Annotated in this window: 15 protein-coding genes; 10 read left to right on the top strand and 5 right to left on the bottom strand. The window is 27.6% G+C overall.

What is annotated here, in order from left to right; translation table 11 throughout:
- Position 1: 1 nt before the first annotated feature.
- The 9 genes from GKG01_RS01075 (at position 2) to GKG01_RS01035 (ending at position 12,801) form a co-directional block, all read left to right on the top strand.
- Positions 2 to 1,690, top strand: coding sequence for a glycine--tRNA ligase subunit beta (locus GKG01_RS01075; RefSeq protein ID WP_154271127.1), 1,689 nt, complete (start codon positions 2 to 4; stop codon positions 1,688 to 1,690).
- A gap of 10 nt (positions 1,691 to 1,700) precedes the next feature.
- Complete coding sequence (locus GKG01_RS01070; protein ID WP_154271126.1) at positions 1,701 to 2,492, top strand: pyruvate, water dikinase regulatory protein; 792 nt, start codon at positions 1,701 to 1,703, stop codon at positions 2,490 to 2,492.
- Between the two features lie 89 nt (positions 2,493 to 2,581).
- Complete coding sequence (locus tag GKG01_RS01065) at positions 2,582 to 4,024, top strand: PASTA domain-containing protein (RefSeq protein ID WP_172975077.1); 1,443 nt, start codon at positions 2,582 to 2,584, stop codon at positions 4,022 to 4,024.
- A 1-nt stretch (position 4,025) separates the two neighbouring features.
- Positions 4,026 to 4,700, top strand: a complete 675-nt coding sequence (locus GKG01_RS01060) for a protein phosphatase 2C domain-containing protein (RefSeq protein WP_154271124.1) — start codon at positions 4,026 to 4,028, stop codon at positions 4,698 to 4,700.
- A 56-nt stretch (positions 4,701 to 4,756) separates the two neighbouring features.
- On the top strand, positions 4,757 to 6,142 hold the full coding sequence (gene miaB, locus GKG01_RS01055; RefSeq protein WP_154271123.1) for a tRNA (N6-isopentenyl adenosine(37)-C2)-methylthiotransferase MiaB: 1,386 nt from the start codon (positions 4,757 to 4,759) through the stop codon (positions 6,140 to 6,142).
- 1 nt (position 6,143) lies between these two features.
- A complete protein-coding gene (gene mutS / locus GKG01_RS01050) occupies positions 6,144 to 8,723 on the top strand; it encodes a DNA mismatch repair protein MutS (RefSeq protein WP_154271122.1) in 2,580 nt (859 codons plus the stop codon).
- The gene (gene mutL / locus GKG01_RS01045; protein ID WP_154271121.1) at positions 8,716 to 10,599 is read left to right on the top strand and encodes a DNA mismatch repair endonuclease MutL; all 1,884 of its coding nucleotides are present in this window, start codon (positions 8,716 to 8,718) and stop codon (positions 10,597 to 10,599) included. Before mutS ends, mutL begins: the two co-directional genes overlap by 8 nt.
- Positions 10,596 to 11,540 (top strand): tRNA (adenosine(37)-N6)-dimethylallyltransferase MiaA, encoded by a 945-nt coding sequence (gene miaA, locus GKG01_RS01040; protein WP_154254199.1) that lies wholly within the window; start codon positions 10,596 to 10,598, stop codon positions 11,538 to 11,540. Before mutL ends, miaA begins: the two co-directional genes overlap by 4 nt.
- Complete coding sequence (locus GKG01_RS01035; RefSeq protein WP_154254200.1) at positions 11,527 to 12,801, top strand: methionine gamma-lyase family protein; 1,275 nt, start codon at positions 11,527 to 11,529, stop codon at positions 12,799 to 12,801. The genes miaA and GKG01_RS01035 overlap by 14 nt, the downstream gene beginning before the upstream one ends.
- 50 nt (positions 12,802 to 12,851) lie before the next feature.
- Here the strand turns inward: GKG01_RS01035 and lexA are convergent, their stop codons facing one another.
- The gene (lexA, locus tag GKG01_RS01030; protein WP_094205666.1) at positions 12,852 to 13,478 is read right to left on the bottom strand and encodes a transcriptional repressor LexA; all 627 of its coding nucleotides are present in this window, start codon (positions 13,476 to 13,478) and stop codon (positions 12,852 to 12,854) included.
- Positions 13,479 to 13,652: 174 nt separating this feature from the next.
- On the opposite strand from lexA, the gene GKG01_RS01025 reads away from it, so the two are divergent.
- Positions 13,653 to 13,964 carry a LysM domain-containing protein gene (locus GKG01_RS01025; RefSeq protein ID WP_094205667.1) on the top strand — a complete coding sequence of 104 codons (312 nt, stop codon included), beginning with the start codon at positions 13,653 to 13,655 and terminating at the stop codon, positions 13,962 to 13,964.
- Between the two features lie 75 nt (positions 13,965 to 14,039).
- Here GKG01_RS01025 and GKG01_RS01020 read toward each other — a convergent pair whose 3' ends face one another.
- The 4 genes from GKG01_RS01020 to rny all read right to left on the bottom strand — a co-directional run bounded on the left by GKG01_RS01020 (position 14,040) and on the right by rny (position 18,720).
- The gene (locus GKG01_RS01020) at positions 14,040 to 15,020 is read right to left on the bottom strand and encodes a tyrosine recombinase XerC (RefSeq protein ID WP_094205668.1); all 981 of its coding nucleotides are present in this window, start codon (positions 15,018 to 15,020) and stop codon (positions 14,040 to 14,042) included.
- A gap of 115 nt (positions 15,021 to 15,135) precedes the next feature.
- Positions 15,136 to 16,302, bottom strand: coding sequence for a pyridoxal phosphate-dependent aminotransferase (locus GKG01_RS01015; RefSeq protein WP_148131170.1), 1,167 nt, complete (start codon positions 16,300 to 16,302; stop codon positions 15,136 to 15,138).
- Positions 16,289 to 17,110 (bottom strand): PHP domain-containing protein, encoded by an 822-nt coding sequence (locus GKG01_RS01010; RefSeq protein ID WP_094205669.1) that lies wholly within the window; start codon positions 17,108 to 17,110, stop codon positions 16,289 to 16,291. The genes GKG01_RS01015 and GKG01_RS01010 overlap by 14 nt, the downstream gene beginning before the upstream one ends.
- A gap of 68 nt (positions 17,111 to 17,178) precedes the next feature.
- Positions 17,179 to 18,720 carry a ribonuclease Y gene (gene rny / locus GKG01_RS01005; RefSeq protein WP_094205670.1) on the bottom strand — a complete coding sequence of 514 codons (1,542 nt, stop codon included), beginning with the start codon at positions 18,718 to 18,720 and terminating at the stop codon, positions 17,179 to 17,181.
- Positions 18,721 to 18,776: the final 56 nt, after the last annotated feature.

Below are 18,776 nucleotides of genomic sequence, written 5' to 3'. Positions count from 1 at the left end.
AATGTATAACTTATTAATAGATATAGTGACTAATAATATTCCCGAGAATTTTATAGGATTTATAAATAGATCACTTGACGAAAAAATAAGAAAAGAATTAAAAAAACTGCAATTAGTATATTCAAATATAGATTTGGATACAATAAAAGATCATTTTTTTATTTACATTACTAATATAGAAAATCCAGGATATACACTAGAAAATTACGAAAATGTAATAAATAAAGCTATTGATTCGATAAATTTCAAATACAAATATGATTCTGAAAGTTTATCATTTAGAGAGTCTATCTTGTACATTAAAATTTTTAATGAAAAAGAAAATAAAACAATAGAATTCAAAGGCTTAAAAGAAGATAAAGATGACAACTTAGTTAATTCTTCTACTTTTAACAATTTTTCTTCAGAGTTACGAAAAAATCAAATAATATTAAAAAAAGAAGAAAGATTACAATCATTTGAAAAAAGCGCTAATAAACTTGCTAGAGCAAATGGTTGTTCAATTATTAATAACAAAAGCATACTCAACGAATACGCAAATAAATTTGATTATCCTGTAAGCGTTGAAGGATCATTTGACGAAAAATATTTGTGTATCGATAAATCAATACTTTATACAGTTTTGATGGAGAATTTTACGGTATTACCAATGGAATTTGATAACGGTAATAGTTCAAACTTTTTTGTTTACGCTAAAAACAAGAGTTCTGAAGATTCTCATATTTTGATTAAAGAAATTAATGACAAATTAGAAGAAATAAATAATTTGATAAACCAAAAATCAGATAGAAAACTTGAAGACTTTGTTGAGGATTTGAAAACAGTCAATTATATCAATAATTATGGTAACTTTTATGACAAAACTCAAAGACTAATAAAGATATCAGTTGAATTATGTAAAATGCTAACAGTTAGTAACGAAACTATTGATTCTGTCAAAAGAATAGCATTTCTATGTAAAGCGGATAAAGCAACTGAAATTGTACAAAAATGTCCTTATTTACACGGCTTAATTGGAAAACTATATGCTAAGTCTGATGGCGAAGATACAATTGTTTATGACGGAGTATATGAACACATTAAACCGAGATTTTTATCTGAAAACATTCCAAATTCAACTGCTGCTAGAATTGTTGCAATTTCTGATAAAATGGAATATGTTATGTCTTACATAATATCTAGTAGTGATGATAATTTTAAATATAATTATAAGTTAAGAAAAACTATAACATCTGTGATTTCAATAATACTTAGATCAGAATTAGATTTTAATTTAAGTGATTTTATTACTAAAATCTTATATGTATTTCTCCAAGACAAGGGAATAGTAGATTATGAGTATTTTGAAAAAAGTATAAAAGAAATTATTCTTGATGTTTACAGAGATGAGTGTATAAAATTAGGGTATGATTTTGATGAAGTTGATGTGATAAATTATAACAATTTAAATATTTTTAAGTTAAATCGTTTATTGACTAATCTTCATGACATAAACACAAAAAACAATGGCAAGTTAATGATTCAAATTCTAAAGATGTTGGAGATAAACTCTAGTGAGTGCAAGTATACTCCGATGGAATTAGATAACAATAATTTGTGCAATTTATTAGAAAAATTAGCAAACTGTTCTGATGAAGACTTACCTTACTATAAATTAATTTTCAAAGGTGTATTTAAGAAAATAAATTAAGGAGAATGTTATGAATAAAACCATGGTAGTTATTTCTGATTCCACGGGTGAAACAGCGAATCAAGTTTTGGATGCTGTTAAAGTTCATTTTGATATTAAAAATGTTAGAGTAAAAAAATTCTCAAAAATTATTAGAAGAGAACAGATTGATGAAATATTAAACGAAATTAATGAAGAAATCCTAATATTTTCAACAATCGTAGATCGTGATTTGCTGAATTATTTGATTGAGAAAACAGAAATGAATGAATCGATTTATTTAGTAGATGTTCTATCATATCCTATCTTAGTTTCAAGTAAGTTTTTTAAGCAACAACCTAAATTCGATATTGGATTAAATAGAAAAGTTGACAAAGAATATCTTGAAAAGATGGAAGCTTTAGAATTTGCAGTAAAATACGATGATTGTAAGGATAAGTTTGGTATTTTAAAAGCTGATATTATATTAATAGGAGTTTCAAGAACTTCAAAAACGCCATTGAGTTTAAATTTAGCATTCAAAAATTATAAAGTATGTAATATTCCAATTTTACCAGAAGTAGAGGTCCCATCTGAATTATTCAAAGTTGATAAGAAAAAAATTATTGGCTTGATTATTGATTCTGATAAACTTAATAATATCAGGGAAAATCGAATGGCTAAAATTGGTTTGCAGCTATGCTACTCAGATGATTCAAGGATAGAAAAAGAGCTTGATTATGCAAAAGAAATTATGAACAAGATAGGCTGTAAAATAATTAATGTTACAGATAAAACAATTGACGAAACTTCTAATGAAATAATTTCATATATTGATAAATAACAGTAAAATTTAAGTTCTCATTTTTTGAGAGCTTTTTTGTTTTAGCTATTGAATTATGATAAAATATTAAGAGAATACTGGAGGTAAATGTGGAAAATAGTAGATACGAAATTCAAAGAAAAATAAATGAAGACAAATTTTCTACGACATTTAAAGCTTATGATAAAAAATTAAATAGATACCTTAGTTTCAAGGAGTATAACGACAAAAAATATTTTGTTTCATTAGCAAATAATTTAAAATCTTTATCAAACTTACATCATCCTAATATTCTTGAAATGTATGACTTAATGATTAGTTCTAATAATAAGTGTTTTTTAACTTATGAGTTTTTTGACGGAATATCATTGGATAATTTGTTTAAAAGAAAGAATGTTTCAGAATCATTTATAATAGATATTTTAAAAAAGATTTTGTTATCTTTAATTTATTCTGAAAATAATGGAATATTTTTTGGAAATTTACGTATTTATAATATGTTAGTAGATGAAAATAATAATCTTAAGATTGATATTTTTAAAAACTTTGATGGTGAAAACTTTGGTAATAGTGAAGCTCAGTTAAATCATAATATTAACCTATTATTAGAAATTTTAGAAAATTCTAATATAGATATAGAAAATAGTAATTTGAATAGATTTTATCAAAAACTAAGAAATAATTCTTATGATGATACACAAGGTATTATGAAAGATTTAAATGTAATTAATAATTATAAAATGACAAGTTCAAATAATGACTCTATAGATAATACAATTAAATTAGATTTAAAAAATGAGCATGAGAAAAATATGTCCTATAAAATAGATGAAAATTTATTTGAGGAAGAAGAGATAAAAGATACAAAGAAATCACATAATTATGTTAAGTCTTTTTTAGTATATTTTACATCTGTATTATTAGCTTTTATTGCTGCTGCAGCAATAATTTTTTACTATAATTTGAGGCCAAAAGCACCTGACTATGTTGGAAAAAACCTAAGACTTGCTGTTAATCAAGCTACAGCGAATGGTATTGAATTAGTTGTGGACAAATCAGTAAGCGTAGACAAGTCAGATTTTAATAAATATGTAGTTATTGGTCAGAGTCCAAAAGTTGGCGATAAGCTTTTATTTAAGAAAAAAATTAAGGTAGAACTTGGATTAGAAAAAGAAGATACTATGATTAATTTAATAGGTTTAAATTTGAAAAAAGCTAAAAAAGAGCTATCTAATCTAGGTTTAAATGTTAAGAAAGTTAGATACAAAAAAAGTTCAGTATATGATGAAGGTGTAGTAATTGACCAAAGCATTGAAGCTGGTAGAAATATTAAAAATGGAGATTTCATTACTATAACTGTAAGTTCTGGTAAAGCAAGAAAAACAGAAACAGTTGAAGATGAATATACTCCACCTGAAGAAAATGAAAGACCTAATGAAGATGAAACTGAAAATTCTAGTGTAGATAATAATGATTCAGATTCAAATTCAGATAATAATCAAGAATCAGATAATGCAAATACTAGAAAAAACGATAATAACAGTGGGGAATAATATGGAGTATTTTTCGATTTCATATAAGGGTGATATCAGAGAAAAAAATGAAGACTACTATAAAAATGAAACTTTCAAAGATTCCCAAATTTTTTTAATAGCAGATGGTATGGGAGGATGCAAATACGGGGAAAAAGCTTCTGAAATTGCTGTTGAAGAGTTTTTGATCTGTTTTAAAAATCATTACGATGAAAAACTTACCATGAAAGATCTAATTTATGGATCAATTCATCATGCAGGTTATAAAATTTTGGATTTCTCAAAATCGAATAATTGCCTAAATAATATAGGAACAACATTCTTAGCTACTATTATTAAAGAAAATACAATGTATTTATTCAATGTTGGAGATAGCAGAGCTTATTTGCAAAATGAATATGGTTTTTATCAAATATCAAAAGACCATGTTGTAAAAAATAATGAAAATCTTAAAAATGCTATAACAAGAGGACTTGGCTTTTTGAGTATGGATAAACCTGATTATATAATTAAGGAATTAAACTCTGATGATCAGATACTCATGGCTACCGATGGTTTTTACAAATTCATTGATAATAGTAGTATTGAATATATTTTGAAATCAAACTTAACCGTAAAAGAAAAATGCAATACATTATCAGAAAATGTAATTAATAAATCCGATGATAATATAACAATTACATTAATTAAAATATAAAAATTATTTATAAGCTATCGAATATCGATGGCTTATATTTTATAAAGGAGATTTAAATGGAAGAAAACAATAATAAATTAGCTTCAAATTCTTATGTTAATTTATTTATAAATAGACACGGACATGCTCCGACTTATTCGATAATTACTCATGGCTGTCAAATGAACGAACATGATTCCGAAAAAATCAAAACATTACTACAAAACATGGGATTTGAACAATCTGATGAAAAATTAGATGCAGACTTTATTATTTTTAATACTTGTTTAGTAAGAGAAAATGCAGAAATGAAAGTATACGGTCAACTTGGAGCATTGAAAAACTTAAAAAGAGAAAATCCAGATATGCTTATTGCAGTTTGTGGATGTATGATGCAAACTGGCCCAGCAAGAGATATAATTAGAGAAAAATATCCTCAAGTTGATATAGTATTTGGTGTAAATAACATAAATTCATTACCATATCTTATAGACAGACACCTAAGCAGCGGAAAATTAGTTGTAGATATTGAAAGAAAAGATGATATTGACGAAGATATTGCTATCAAAAGGGACAATGAATATGTTGGATATGTAAATATAATGACAGGATGCAATAATTTTTGCACTTATTGTATAGTTCCTTATGCAAGGGGAAGAGAACAAAGTAGATCTGTTGAAAGTATTTTATCTGAAGTGAAAAGAATGGTAGATCAAGGCTATAAAGATATAACTTTACTAGGGCAAAATGTAAATTCTTACGGAAAAACTCTTGAAAAACCGGTTACATTTACGGAATTATTAACTAAGGTTAATGACGTTGAAGGACTTGAAAGATTAAGATTTTTGACAAGTCATCCTAAAGATATTTCCGATGAACTAATCGATGCTATGGGTAAATTAGATAAAGTTTGCGAAAACATTCATCTACCTTTTCAAGCTGGGTCAAATTCGGTTCTAGAAAGAATGCATAGGAGATATACTAAGGAATCTTACTTAGAGAAGGTAGAAAAATTAAAGAAAAGCGTAAAAGGAATTACTTTTTCAACTGATATTATAGTAGGCTTTCCAGGAGAAACAGAAGAAGATTTTCAAGACACATTGGATGTGGTTAGAAAGGTTGGATACGAACAAGCTTTTACATTTAAATATAACAGAAGACCAGGAACAAAAGCTGATTTATTCGAAGATCAAGTTGATGAAGATGTAAAGCAAGATAGATTAGAAAGACTTTTGGATGTTGCTTATCCGATTTTTTACGAGAAGAACAAATCATACCTTGGTACTATACAAGAAGTATTAATTGAAGGGGAAAGTAAGAATAATCCTGAAGTAATGACAGGAAGAACTAGAACATTTAAGTTAGTAAATGTTAAATGTGATAAATCTTATATAGGGAAATTAGTAAATACAAAAATTGTAGATTTTAATTCTTTTGCATTAACAGGGGAAATGGTGGATTAATATGGGTTATACTCCTATGATCAAACAATACAAAGAAATAAAAGAACAAAACAAAGATTGTATATTATTTTTTAGATTAGGAGATTTCTATGAAATGTTCTTTGAAGATGCTTTACTAGCTTCCAAAGAACTTGAAATTGTTTTGACACAAAGAGACTGTGGGGAAAACCAAAAATGTCCAATGTGTGGTATTCCTTACCATGTGAGTGATGTATATATTAATAAATTGGTATCAAAAGGATATAAGGTTGCTATATGTGAACAACTTGAAGATCCCAAATTGGTAAAAGGTTTAGTTAAAAGAGGAATCATTAAAATCTATACTCCTGCTACAGTAATAGAAAATGAAAATTCTGACACTGGAAATTTTAATTACCTGATGAGTATTTCAAGAAAATCGAATGAGGTAGCTATTTCATATATAGATATTTCAACAGGTAATATTTCGTATACTAATACTACATCTGATGATATTTATAAAATAATTGAAAACGAGATTTCAAAAATTACTCCAAAAGAAATAATATTTAATGATCATGAGTTTTCTGTTAAATCATTAGAAACAATAGCAACTAAGTTTTCTATTGTATTAACAACTGTTAATAATAGCACTAATGCTTTAGATTTCATTAATAGCAAGATAAAATACGATAATAGCAACAGTGAAACAACTAATATTTGTGTTGTGAATTTATTAAAATATGTATTCAGATATCAAGAGGATTTAGTTCATATCAATAGCTCTAGTAAATATTATATTAATGAGTTTATGGAGATTGATTCTAATAGCGTTATTAATCTAGAAATTCAAAAAAACTTATATACAAATTCTAAAAATGGTAGTTTGTTCGGAGTATTGAATCATACAAAAACTTCTATGGGATCTAGACTATTGCATAGCTATTTAGAGAGACCATTGATGGATAAAGAAGAAATTTTGACTAGACAAAATAGGGTTGAAGAAATTTTTGAAGATTATGAGTTATTAGTTAATTTAGAAGATTGTCTTGATGGTATATACGATTTAGATAGGCTTATAGCGAAATTATCATATAAAAGTGCCAATGCCAAGGATTTAATTGCTCTAAAGGTTTCTATTGAAAAGATTCCTTATTTAAAAAATCTTTTAAATTGCAATAAGAAAAACATGCAATTATTAGGAGAAAAATTAGATGATTTACAAGACATATACGATTTAATTGATAAATCAATAGTTGATGATCCTCCAATAACTTTGACAGAAGGAAACTTAATAAAATCTAATTTTTCTACTGAATTGGATCAGTTGAGATATAACAGAGTGAATGGGAAAAATGAATTAGTAGAATACGAAATGTCTGAAAAAGATAGATTAGGAATTAAAAACTTAAAAATTGTATTTAATAAAAAACTTGGTTACTTCATAGATGTAACCAAATCTAACTTAAATAAAGTTGGAGATGATTATGAAAAAAGACAAACATTAACTAATTCATCAAGATTTAAGACTAAACAATTAGAAGATATAGAATCAAAAATATTAGATTCTGAGGATGAGATTTTTGAACTTGAGTATAAAATATTTGAGGACATTAGAAAAATAATTCTAAAAAATTTATCTAGAATAAAAAAATCAGCTGATTTGATTGCAATCATTGATGTATCAAATTCACTTGCTAAATGTGCTTACTTGAATAATTATATTAAGCCTGATATCAATACTTATGGATTAATTGATGTATTAGAATCCAGACATCCTATAGTGGAGTTGAGTGTGGGCCAATCTGAGTTCATAACTAATGATATTCTAATAGGATCTGGGAAAAATGATATACAGTTAATTACTGGCCCTAATATGAGTGGTAAATCTACGTACCTAAGACAAGTTGCCTTGATTTGTATATTGAATCAAATAGGTTCATTCGTACCTGCTACCAAGGCAAATATTTCGATTGTGGACAAGATTTTCACAAGAATTGGATCAAGTGATAATTTATTTAAAGGTGAATCTACTTTCATGGTAGAAATGAAAGAAATGAGCAATATTATCAAGTATGCTACTTCAAATAGTTTGTTAGTTCTAGATGAAATAGGTCGAGGTACATCGACATTTGATGGACTAAGTCTTGCGTGGGCTATCGTTGAATATATTTCAAAGAATATAAAAGCAAAAACTTTGTTTGCAACTCATTATCATGAACTTACAGAATTAGAAAAAAAGTTGGATAATCTCATTAATATGAAAGTCGATATAAAAGAAACTAATGACTCTATTATATTTTTAAGAAAAATTACTAGAGGTTCGACTGATAAAAGCTATGGTATTGAAGTAGCTGAGTTAGCTGGAATGCCAAAGACTCTTATAAAACGTGCAAAATCAATTTTAAAAGAAATTGACAAGGAAGATACTAAAATTGATTTACCAATTGCAGATTTTACAGTTAATAACGATGATGACGATGAAAAAAATATTAATGAATTGGAAAATTTCAAGGATGAAATTAAAAATATTAATATAAATGAGATTACTCCTCTTCAGTCCCTACAACTGTTGAATGAGCTTGTTATAAGGGCTTCGAAATTAGGTGATAAAGATGATTAAGTTATTGTCAGAAGATACAATTCAAAAAATCGCAGCAGGTGAAGTTATTGAAAGACCTGTTTCAGTTATAAAAGAGTTAGTTGAAAACTCTATAGATGCTGGAAGTGATACTATTGTTGTAGAAATTAAAAATGGTGGGAAAGATTTTATATCTGTTAGCGATAATGGTTCTGGAATTGAAAAAAATGAAATAGAATTAGCGTTTAAAAGACATTCAACTAGTAAGCTTGAAAAATTTGATGATTTGTATGATATAAGGACATTAGGTTTTAGAGGAGAAGCGTTAGCTAGTATTCTTGCTGTGAGTAAACTTTCTGTCAGTACGAGAACAAAATCAGAAAAAATAGGGAAGAAAGTTGAGTTTAGAAATTCAAAGGTTATTAGTGAATCTGATGTTGCAATGAATGTAGGAACTAAGATAATAATCAAGGATTTATTTTACAATGTACCTGTAAGAAAAAAATTTATGAAGTCAGACCAGACAGAAGCAAATCTCATAACAACTACAATGTACAAATTTGCTATTTGCAACACAGATGTTTCAATTAAATACATTAAGGATAACAAAACTCTGTTTGAGACTAAAAAGATTTCTTCAATTAGGGAGAATATTATTAACTTATTTGGAACTTCGATGTCAAATAATTTAATTGATATAGATATAAATTCACGAGATTACAAAATCCATGGCTATATTTCAAATAATAATTTGTATAGAGCTAATCGACAAATGCAATATATATTTCTAAATGGAAGATTTGTTAAATCTGAAGACATAAGAAATACCGTAGAATCTAATTATAAATCTGTAATACCTAATGGAAGATTTCCATTATTTTGGTTGTTTTTTGAAATAAATCCAAAGCTTGTAGATGTTAATGTTCATCCAAATAAACAAAAAGTTAAAATTTCTATTTTAGATGAAATATTGGAAGAACTTAATAAAAAAGTTAGATTTTTATTAGAAAATAATTCACGAATTGCAAATATTAGCCAGTCAATTCCTGATGATGACAAGTACAAAGATTTAAGAAAAAATTATTTTGAATCTGATTTTAGCACAACAAACTATAAGAACGATAAGGTGTCAGAACCTACTTATTCTTATAATCTTTTCAATGATAATTCAAAATTAAGTAATTTGAGAAATATAAAATATAAAGATGAGCCAGAAGATATTATAAGAAATCCAAAAACTACCGAAGAATTTTTTGATGGTAACAAGATAGTAAATCAAAATAATTTATTTAATAACGATAGTGAACAAATTAAAGTCGAATCTTCTTTAAAAAAATATGAAAAATTTGATATATTAACAGTTTTGTTTAAAACGTATATTTTAGCTAAGGATGAGTTTGACAGTAAAATATATTTATTTGACCAACACGCATGTCATGAGAGAATTAATTATGAAAAATTAACAAAACAAATGCAAGATAAAGAAGTAGTATCTCAAAATTTAGCTTTTCCAATTAATATATCTTTAACTGATGAATTAATGGAAATATATGCAAATAACAAGAATATATTTGAAGAATTGGGGTATGAAAGTGATGTTTTTTCAGATGATTCCGTTGTTATTCGTGCTGTTCCTTATTTATTTGGAAATTCAAATGCTGAGTTTTTATTTACTGATATTTTGGATACTATTGCTAAGAATTCAAATGATCCTTTTGATGTAATAGAGTCTAAAGTAATAAAGAGATCTTGTAAAATGAGCGTAAAATCAGGCGATACATTAAGTAACTTTGAAATAATTAAACTTTTAGAAGATTTATTTAAATGTGAATATCCATTAACTTGTCCTCATGGAAGGCCAACTTTTATTGAAATGAATGAAAAAGATTTAGAAAAAATGTTTATGAGGATAAAATGAAAAAAAAATGTATTGTAATCGTCGGACCTACTGGAGTAGGGAAGACTAGGTTAAGTATTTTTTTAGCAAAAAGATTAAACAGTCAGATTATTTCTGCAGATTCTATGCAAATCTATAAGTATATGGATATTGGTACTGCAAAAGTCGAACCAAAATATCAGAAAGAAATAAAACATCATTTGATAGATATAGTTAAACCAGATGAGAATTTTAATGTAGAGGAATTTCAAAGTCTTTGCATAGAAAAAATTGAAGACATTTCAGCTAAAAACAAAATTCCAATTATTGTTGGAGGAACAGGATTATATATCAATTCTATAACACATAAATTAGAGTTTAACACTGTTAAGTCTGATGAAAAATTAAGATATGAATTGGAAAATATTGCAGAATCACAAGGTAATCAAAAACTTCACGAAATCTTAGAAGATATAGACCCTGAGTCGGCAAGTAAAATTCATATGAATAATGTGAGACGTGTTATTAGAGCAATTGAAGTGTATAAGCTTACTGGACATAAGTTTAGTGAAATAAACGATAAATTTGATCACTATAATGATGATTATGATTTTTATATAATTGGGTTAAATGATGACAGACATATCCTTTATGAAAGGATTAATCAAAGAGTGGATGAGATGATCGATGAAGGCTTTATGGCCGAATGTAAGTACATTTATGAAATGACAGATGAAAATTCCCAATCAATACAAGCTATAGGTTACAGAGAAGCTTTTATGTATTTGAATAATGAGATCTCTTTTAAAGATATGGTTAGTTTAATGAAAAAAAATAGCAGAAAATATGCCAAGAGACAATTAACTTGGTTCAGACAAGATGAAAGAATTCATTGGATGAATTTGAAAGATTTTAAAAAATTTGAAGATATTGAACAAATTTGTTTGGAAAATGTGAAAGAATGGTTATATGATAAAAGATAAAATAAAAGAATGGTATGATGTAGATAATTATAGCTACGATACAGTAATAAAAAGTAATAATCAACTATCAGATAAATTTAAAGAATTGGAGAATTTGGAGTTTGTTAATCAACTTAAGGTTTTGAAAGCTTTCCAAGATAATAAGTTACAAGCTACAGATTTTGCATCAACAACTGGATACGGATATGGAGACGTTGGAAGAGATAAATGTGAAGCGATTTTTAGGGATATTTTTAAGGCAGAAGACTGTCTTGTTAGACCTTCAATTGCTTCTGGAACCCACGCTTTAAGCTTATTGATGAAGGGCGTATTATTACCTGGAGATAAGTTATTATATATTACGGGTTTGCCTTACGATACATTACAAGAAGTGATAGGCATTGAAGGTAATTCACCATGTAATTTAAAAGAGTATGGTATTGACTTTGACTATGTTGATTTGGTCGATAATAATATAGATTTAGAATCTGTAGAATCTAAAATAGACTCTTCAGTAAAAATGATTGCTATTCAAAGGTCAACAGGATATAGCTTGAGAAATGCTATAAATATTGAACAAATTGAAAAAGCAGCTAAATTTATCAAAGATAAGTTTCCTGAAATTATCATCATGGTTGACAACTGTTACGGAGAGTTCACTGAATACAAAGAACCTATTGAGGTTGGATGTGATGTTATTGCTGGATCTTTGATAAAAAATCCAGGTGGTGGAATAGCGCTTTCTGGTGGATATATTGCTGGTAAAAAATCCATCATCGATAGGGTAGCGAATACATTAACAGCACCAGGAATAGGGAAGGAAGTAGGAATAACTTTTGGCACTACTAGAAACACACTGCAAGGGTTATTTATGGCTCCCAAGATTACAATAGAAGCTATGAAATCAGCATTATTATTTTCTCATGTATTTAAAAAATTGGGATTTAAAACAATACCTGATGTGGAAGATAAAAGAAGTGATATAATTTGTGCGATTATTTTAAAAAATGAAGAAAGAGTTGTTGAATTTTGTAGATCTATTCAAGAATCATCTGTTGTAGATTCACACGTAGTTCCTTATCCTTGGGATATGCCAGGATATGATGATAAAGTTATAATGGCATCTGGAAGCTTTATTGATGGTTCTAGTATAGAGATTTCAGCTGACGGTCCATTAAGAGAGCCATATGTAGCTTATTTTCAAGGATCACTGAGTTATAATCAAGCATTACTTGCTTGTATGAAAGTTGTTAAGAATTTAAAAAATAAAAATCTAATCTAAATTAATAAAAGCCTTCCTATTGCAAAATAAGAAGGCTTTCTTGGTATTATTTAATAAATATTTCTGTATAGGCCAATAACTTTTCCTAGAATTTCTACATCTTTTACAATAATAGGATACATAGTTGAATTAGAAGGTCTTAGTTCAATATGGTCTGAATGTCTGTAAAACCTTTTAACAGTTGCTGATTCATCCATTAATGCAACGACAATATCTCCATTATTTGCAGTATTTTGTTTTCTTACAATTATCTTATCACCGTTTAATATTCCATCTTCAATCATAGATTCTCCTTGGACTTTCAAAATAAATACTACACCTTGTGATGTATATTCAATAGGAAGAGGAAATGTATCTTCGACATTTTCTATGGCCAAAATTGGCATTCCAGCTTGAACTTTTCCAACAATAGGAACATCTATAGTCTCTTTTTTTATTTCATTTTCTTGTTCTTCATAAACACTATCTATAATTTCTAAAGCTCTATTTTTTAAAGGATCTCTTCTTAAATAACCCTTCATTTCTAATTTCAAAATATTATTATGAACAGTTGATGTAGAATTGATATTCAAACTATCACCAATTTCGCGAATAGCAGGGGGATATCCTTTGTAATCTATATATCTTTTTATAAATTTTAATATTTCTATTTGCTTAGAGGTTAAATCATCGTACATTAATATACTCCTTTTCTATTCTTTTCTTGATTATATCATATTTCTTCAAGAAATGAAACATTTGTTTCCTTTTTTAATAGAACATAAAAACTTTTGTTGACATATAAGAACATATGTTGTAGAATAAAAACATAGAACATATGTACAGAAAATAGTTTCTGAACGGGAGGAAATATGAAAAAATATAAAATTACAAATAAGTTCAAATTTTTTAGATTTATATCAATTTGTTTTGTAGCATTATGCTTTATGATTTTAGTATTAACGTCTAATCTTAGTTATGGTAATTATCAGAATCAAGAATATAACACTGAGTATTATATCGTAGAACCATCAGATTCATTATGGAAAATTTCTACAAAATTCAAACCAGATAATATGAGTACAAGACAATTTATATCTATAATAAAACAATACAATAGATTTATAGAGGGTAGCTCAATTAAAGTAGGCGAACATTTGAACATACCTTTAATAAATAAATAAGATACTGTTATACTCCTAATACTATCTAATAACAGTAATGAAGATCAAGCGCATGTCTTGATCTTTTTGTTTTTCTTACTTATTATTTTTTAAATCGTTGTCCAAGCTATTAAGAGGGTTCTTATTTACTGCATTTCTTAAACTATTATTATCTACATGTGTGTAAATTTGTGTTGTTGATACTGATTCATGTCCTAAAATCTCTTGTAATACTTTTATATCGACATCACCATATTGATACATTAAAGTAGCTGCTGTGTGGCGTAATTTATGAACACTGTATATACTAGTGTCAAATCCACCAACTTTTAAATAATGTTCTATTCTGTACTGTATTGCACGATTGCTCATTCGATTTCTTTTTTTGCTGATAAATAGTGCGTCATTATCGATTTCTGGTCTTATTTTAAGATAATTATCTAAAGCATCTAAACACATAGCATTTAGATAAACAGTTCTTTCTTTGTTTCCTTTACCGATAACTCTCAATGTATTTGTTTTTATATGATCGATGTTTATGCTACTAAGCTCTGATAGTCTCATGCCACAGTTTAAAAATAATACTGTAATACAGTAATCACGAGCTTTTATTTCTTCATCTTTTTCACGTAGTATAACTTTAAGTAAACTTAGTGATTCATCTAGAGTAAGATATACTGGTTGTCTTATATTTTTTTTTGGCGAATCTAAGAGTTCTGCAGGGTTTATTATATCAAGTTTTCTAATATTGATAAGATACTTATAAAACGTTCTAATACTAGAAGTTTTACGACTGCGTGTAGACGAACCATTGGATCTATTATGATCTAAAAATCCCATAAAAGAATGCAGATCAATAACATCAATATTTTTGAAAAAATTCAAATCTACATCAGAAGAATCAATCTGAACAATATCATCAAACGATTTTAATTTTATATTTTGCTTACGTGCTATAATGTATTTAATCATTAAATTGATATCGTAAGCATATTCTTTAACTGTATTTGACGAACGTCCTTTAATAGTTTCTAAGTAGTCTAAAAAGTCCATAAGTATCATAGGATAGCTATTCATAGTTCATAGTACCTCCAAATTTTTCATATACAATGTCACAAAATTATTATTTTGTGACATTGTAATTTTATCAAAAACCTCCTCTATTGTCAAAAAATATAGCAATTAAAATTTGCTATATTTTTTGATCTACTATAAAATTTTTTAAGTTTTCTAATCCTTGTTTAATGTCTTCAATACTTGTTGCATAGCTCATTCTAATATATTTGTCGTCTCCAAAAACAATACCTGGTACGAATGCAACGTTATATTTGGAAAGCAATTCATTACATAATTCTAAAGAATTATTAATTGTACTATTATAAAATTGATCTATTTTAATGAATATATAGAATGCTCCTGCTGGATAAATATATTCTATGTCAAATTCATCTAGTTTGGATACTATATAGTCTCTTCTGGACTTAAATTCACCAATCATTTGTTCTACTTCATCAGATTCGTCTTTTAACGCTGTTAAACCGGCTATTTGGCTCAATGTATTAGCATTGGATGTAATATGTCCTTGAAGTCTTTTTATGAGCTTAGAGACCTCCTTAGAGCTACAAGAATAACCCAACCTAAATCCAGTCATTGCATAAGCCTTTGAAAAACCATTAATTGTTATTGTTATCTCATTAATTTCATCAGATAATGAGCCTATACTTATAAATTCTTTATCATATGATAATCTTTCGTAAATTTCATCAGATATAATATAAATATTATTTTCGACTGCCCAGTTACCAATACTAAGTAATTCTTCTTTTGAATAAATAACTCCTGTAGGATTAGAAGGATTATTTAATATAAGACACTTAGTGTTTGAGTTTTTATATTGGTTTAATATATCGACATCGACTTTGAAGTTTTCATTATATGGTAAAATGACAGGCTTACAATCTGTTAATTTACACATTTCAGGATAACTTAACCAATATGGAGATGGTATAAGAACTTCATCATTAGGATTTGTTAATGCAAATAAGCTATTAACTATTGCTTGTTTAGCACCAGTGGATACAACTATAGAATCTTTATCGCATTTTATATGATTACATTTGTTAAGTTTTAAACTTATTTCTTCTCGTAAATCAGGTATTCCGCTAGTATCAGTATATCTAACAATTCCGTTATCCAAGTACTCTAAAGTTTTATCAATTATATATCTTGGAGTCTTGAAGTCTGGTTCTCCAACTGTAAAGTTATAGACTTTTATTCCTTCTTTTTTTAATTTATTAATTTTAGCACTCAACTCAAGTGTTAAAGATGGATTTATACTGTTAATTTTATTTGATAACATAATTGCTCCTTAATTCGTGTAGTTTTTTTATAGATTTAAGTGTTGTATAATTTAATGCAAAATTTCCCATTAAATAGTTACCATCAAACTGCTTTCCATGACAGTCGCTTCCTGCTGTATATATTAGTTTGTTTTTTATCGCTATATTTAAATATTTTTTGATATCAGTAAATGAATGTTTTGAATTAATTACTTCAATTCCATCAATACCCATTTCTATTATTTCATCTACAATATTATCATCATTCAATGTTATAGGATGTGCTAAAACACATACTCCATTAGCTGATTTTATAGAATCAATAATGTTTTGTAGTGATGTGAAGCTTTTTGCGACATAACATTTACCTTTTGGAGATAAATATTCGTTAAACGCTTCGTTTTTATTTTTGCATATATTAATATCTACTAAATATTGAGCTAAATTACTTCTAGAAAAAACTTTATCCTTACTATAATTTAGGACTTTTTCTTTGTCAATTTTGATTCCAAATTTAGCAAAATTTTTCTCAAAAATATCAATTCTATTGGCTCTATCATTTATAGCTAATTCAGAAATTTTTCGTAAGTTTTCATTGGAACTATCTACATAGTATCCAAGAATATGTACTTCTTTGTTTTTGTAAGTTATACCAAATTCTACAGCTTTAATGATGTTAGTATTACAAAGTTCTGGATCAGCAGACATTAAAATATCATGATCAGTAATTGCAATTTCATCTATATGATTTTTATTTGCAGTTTTTTGAATTTCTTCAATACTTAATCTTCCATCACTTTCTGTAGAATGTACGTGCATATCAATCATTTTTAAATCCTTTTAAAGTTTTTCATATTAGAAGAAGGTCAACATTTGTTGACCTTCTAAGTTAATTCTTATTTTGCGTAATCAGATACCCTATTTTCTCTTATGACATTTACTTTAATTTGTCCAGGATATTCTAATTCACTTTCAATTTTATGAGCTACATCTTTTGCTAATATAACCATAGCGCTTTCATCAATAACTTCTGGTTTAACCATAATTCTGATTTCTCTACCAGCTTGTATAGCATAAGAACTTTCAATACCATCAAATGAATTAGCTATTTGTTCTAGATTTTCTAATCTTTGGATATAGTTTTCCATAGATTCACGTCTAGCTCCAGGTCTTGCTGCTGATATTGCATCAGCAGATTGAACTAATATAGATTCAATACATGTTGGTTCAACATCGCCATGATGAGCCTCAATACAATTGATAACATCTTTTGGTTCTTTGAATCTTTTGGCAGCGTTAACGCCTAGTTCAACGTGTGGTCCTTCGATTTCGTGGTCAATTGCTTTTCCTAAATCGTGAAGTAATCCACCTCTTTTAGCTAATTTCACGTTTACTCCTAGTTCACTTGCAAGCATTCCAGCGATATTAGATACCTCAATAGAATGTTTAAGAACATTTTGTCCATAACTTGTTCTGTAATGTAGTTTACCTAGAATTTTAATCAATTCTGGATGTAAACCATGTACATTAGTTTCATCACAAGCTTCTTCGCCTTTTTCTCTTATAGTATTATCTACTTCTTTCTTGGCTTTTTCAACCATTTCTTCAATTCTAGTAGGATGAATTCTTCCATCAACTATAAGTTTTTCCAAAGCGATTCTTGCAATTTCACGTCTTACAGGATCAAAAGCTGATAATACAACAGCTTCTGGAGTATCATCAATTATTAAATCTACACCTGTTAAAGTTTCAAATGCTCTTATGTTTCTACCTTCACGACCAATGATTCTACCTTTCATATCATCATTAGGTAAATTAACAACAGACACAGTAGATTCCGCTACTTGATCTGCAGCATATCTTTGAATTGATGTACTAATGATTTCTCTTGCAAATTTTTCAGATTCTTCCTTAGTTTTGGATTCGATTTCTTTAATAATAGCAGCTTGCTCACGTATTGTTTCAGATTTAACTCTATCAAGAACAATGTCCTTGGCTTCATCGCTTGTTAATCCTGCAACTTTTTCCAATTCTAATTCCTTTTCATCTATTATGGATTGAATTTTTTGTTGCATATCGTCAGCTTTCTTTAATTCTGTATCTAGCTTTTTATGTTTCTTCTCTAATGATGCATTTTTTCGTTCTAAATTTTCTTCTTTAGAATTAAGTCTATCTTCTTGACGACTGATTTCTTTCAATCGAGATTTGTTTTCACGATCTAAATCACTTTTCATCTTAAAGATTTCATCTTTTGCTTCTACTAATAGTTCTTTTTTCTTAGCTTCAGCATCTTTGTTTGCATCTTCAATTATTTTAACAGCATAATCTTCAGCACTTCTGATTTTTTTCTCGGCCATGCTTTTTCTCAAAAAGAAACCTATTACAATACCTAAAATTGCAGCAATTATAGCAATTATTAAAGATGTCGCGGTGCTCATAAATACACCCCCTTTATTCAATTTTCAATATTCATTAAATAAATCTTTTGGATAAA

The sequence above is a fragment of the Finegoldia sp. BIOML-A4 genome (assembly GCF_009679635.1).
Classification (GTDB): Bacteria; Bacillota; Clostridia; order Tissierellales; family Peptoniphilaceae; genus Finegoldia; species Finegoldia magna.
This window is presented reverse-complemented; position numbering and strand designations above follow the sequence as displayed.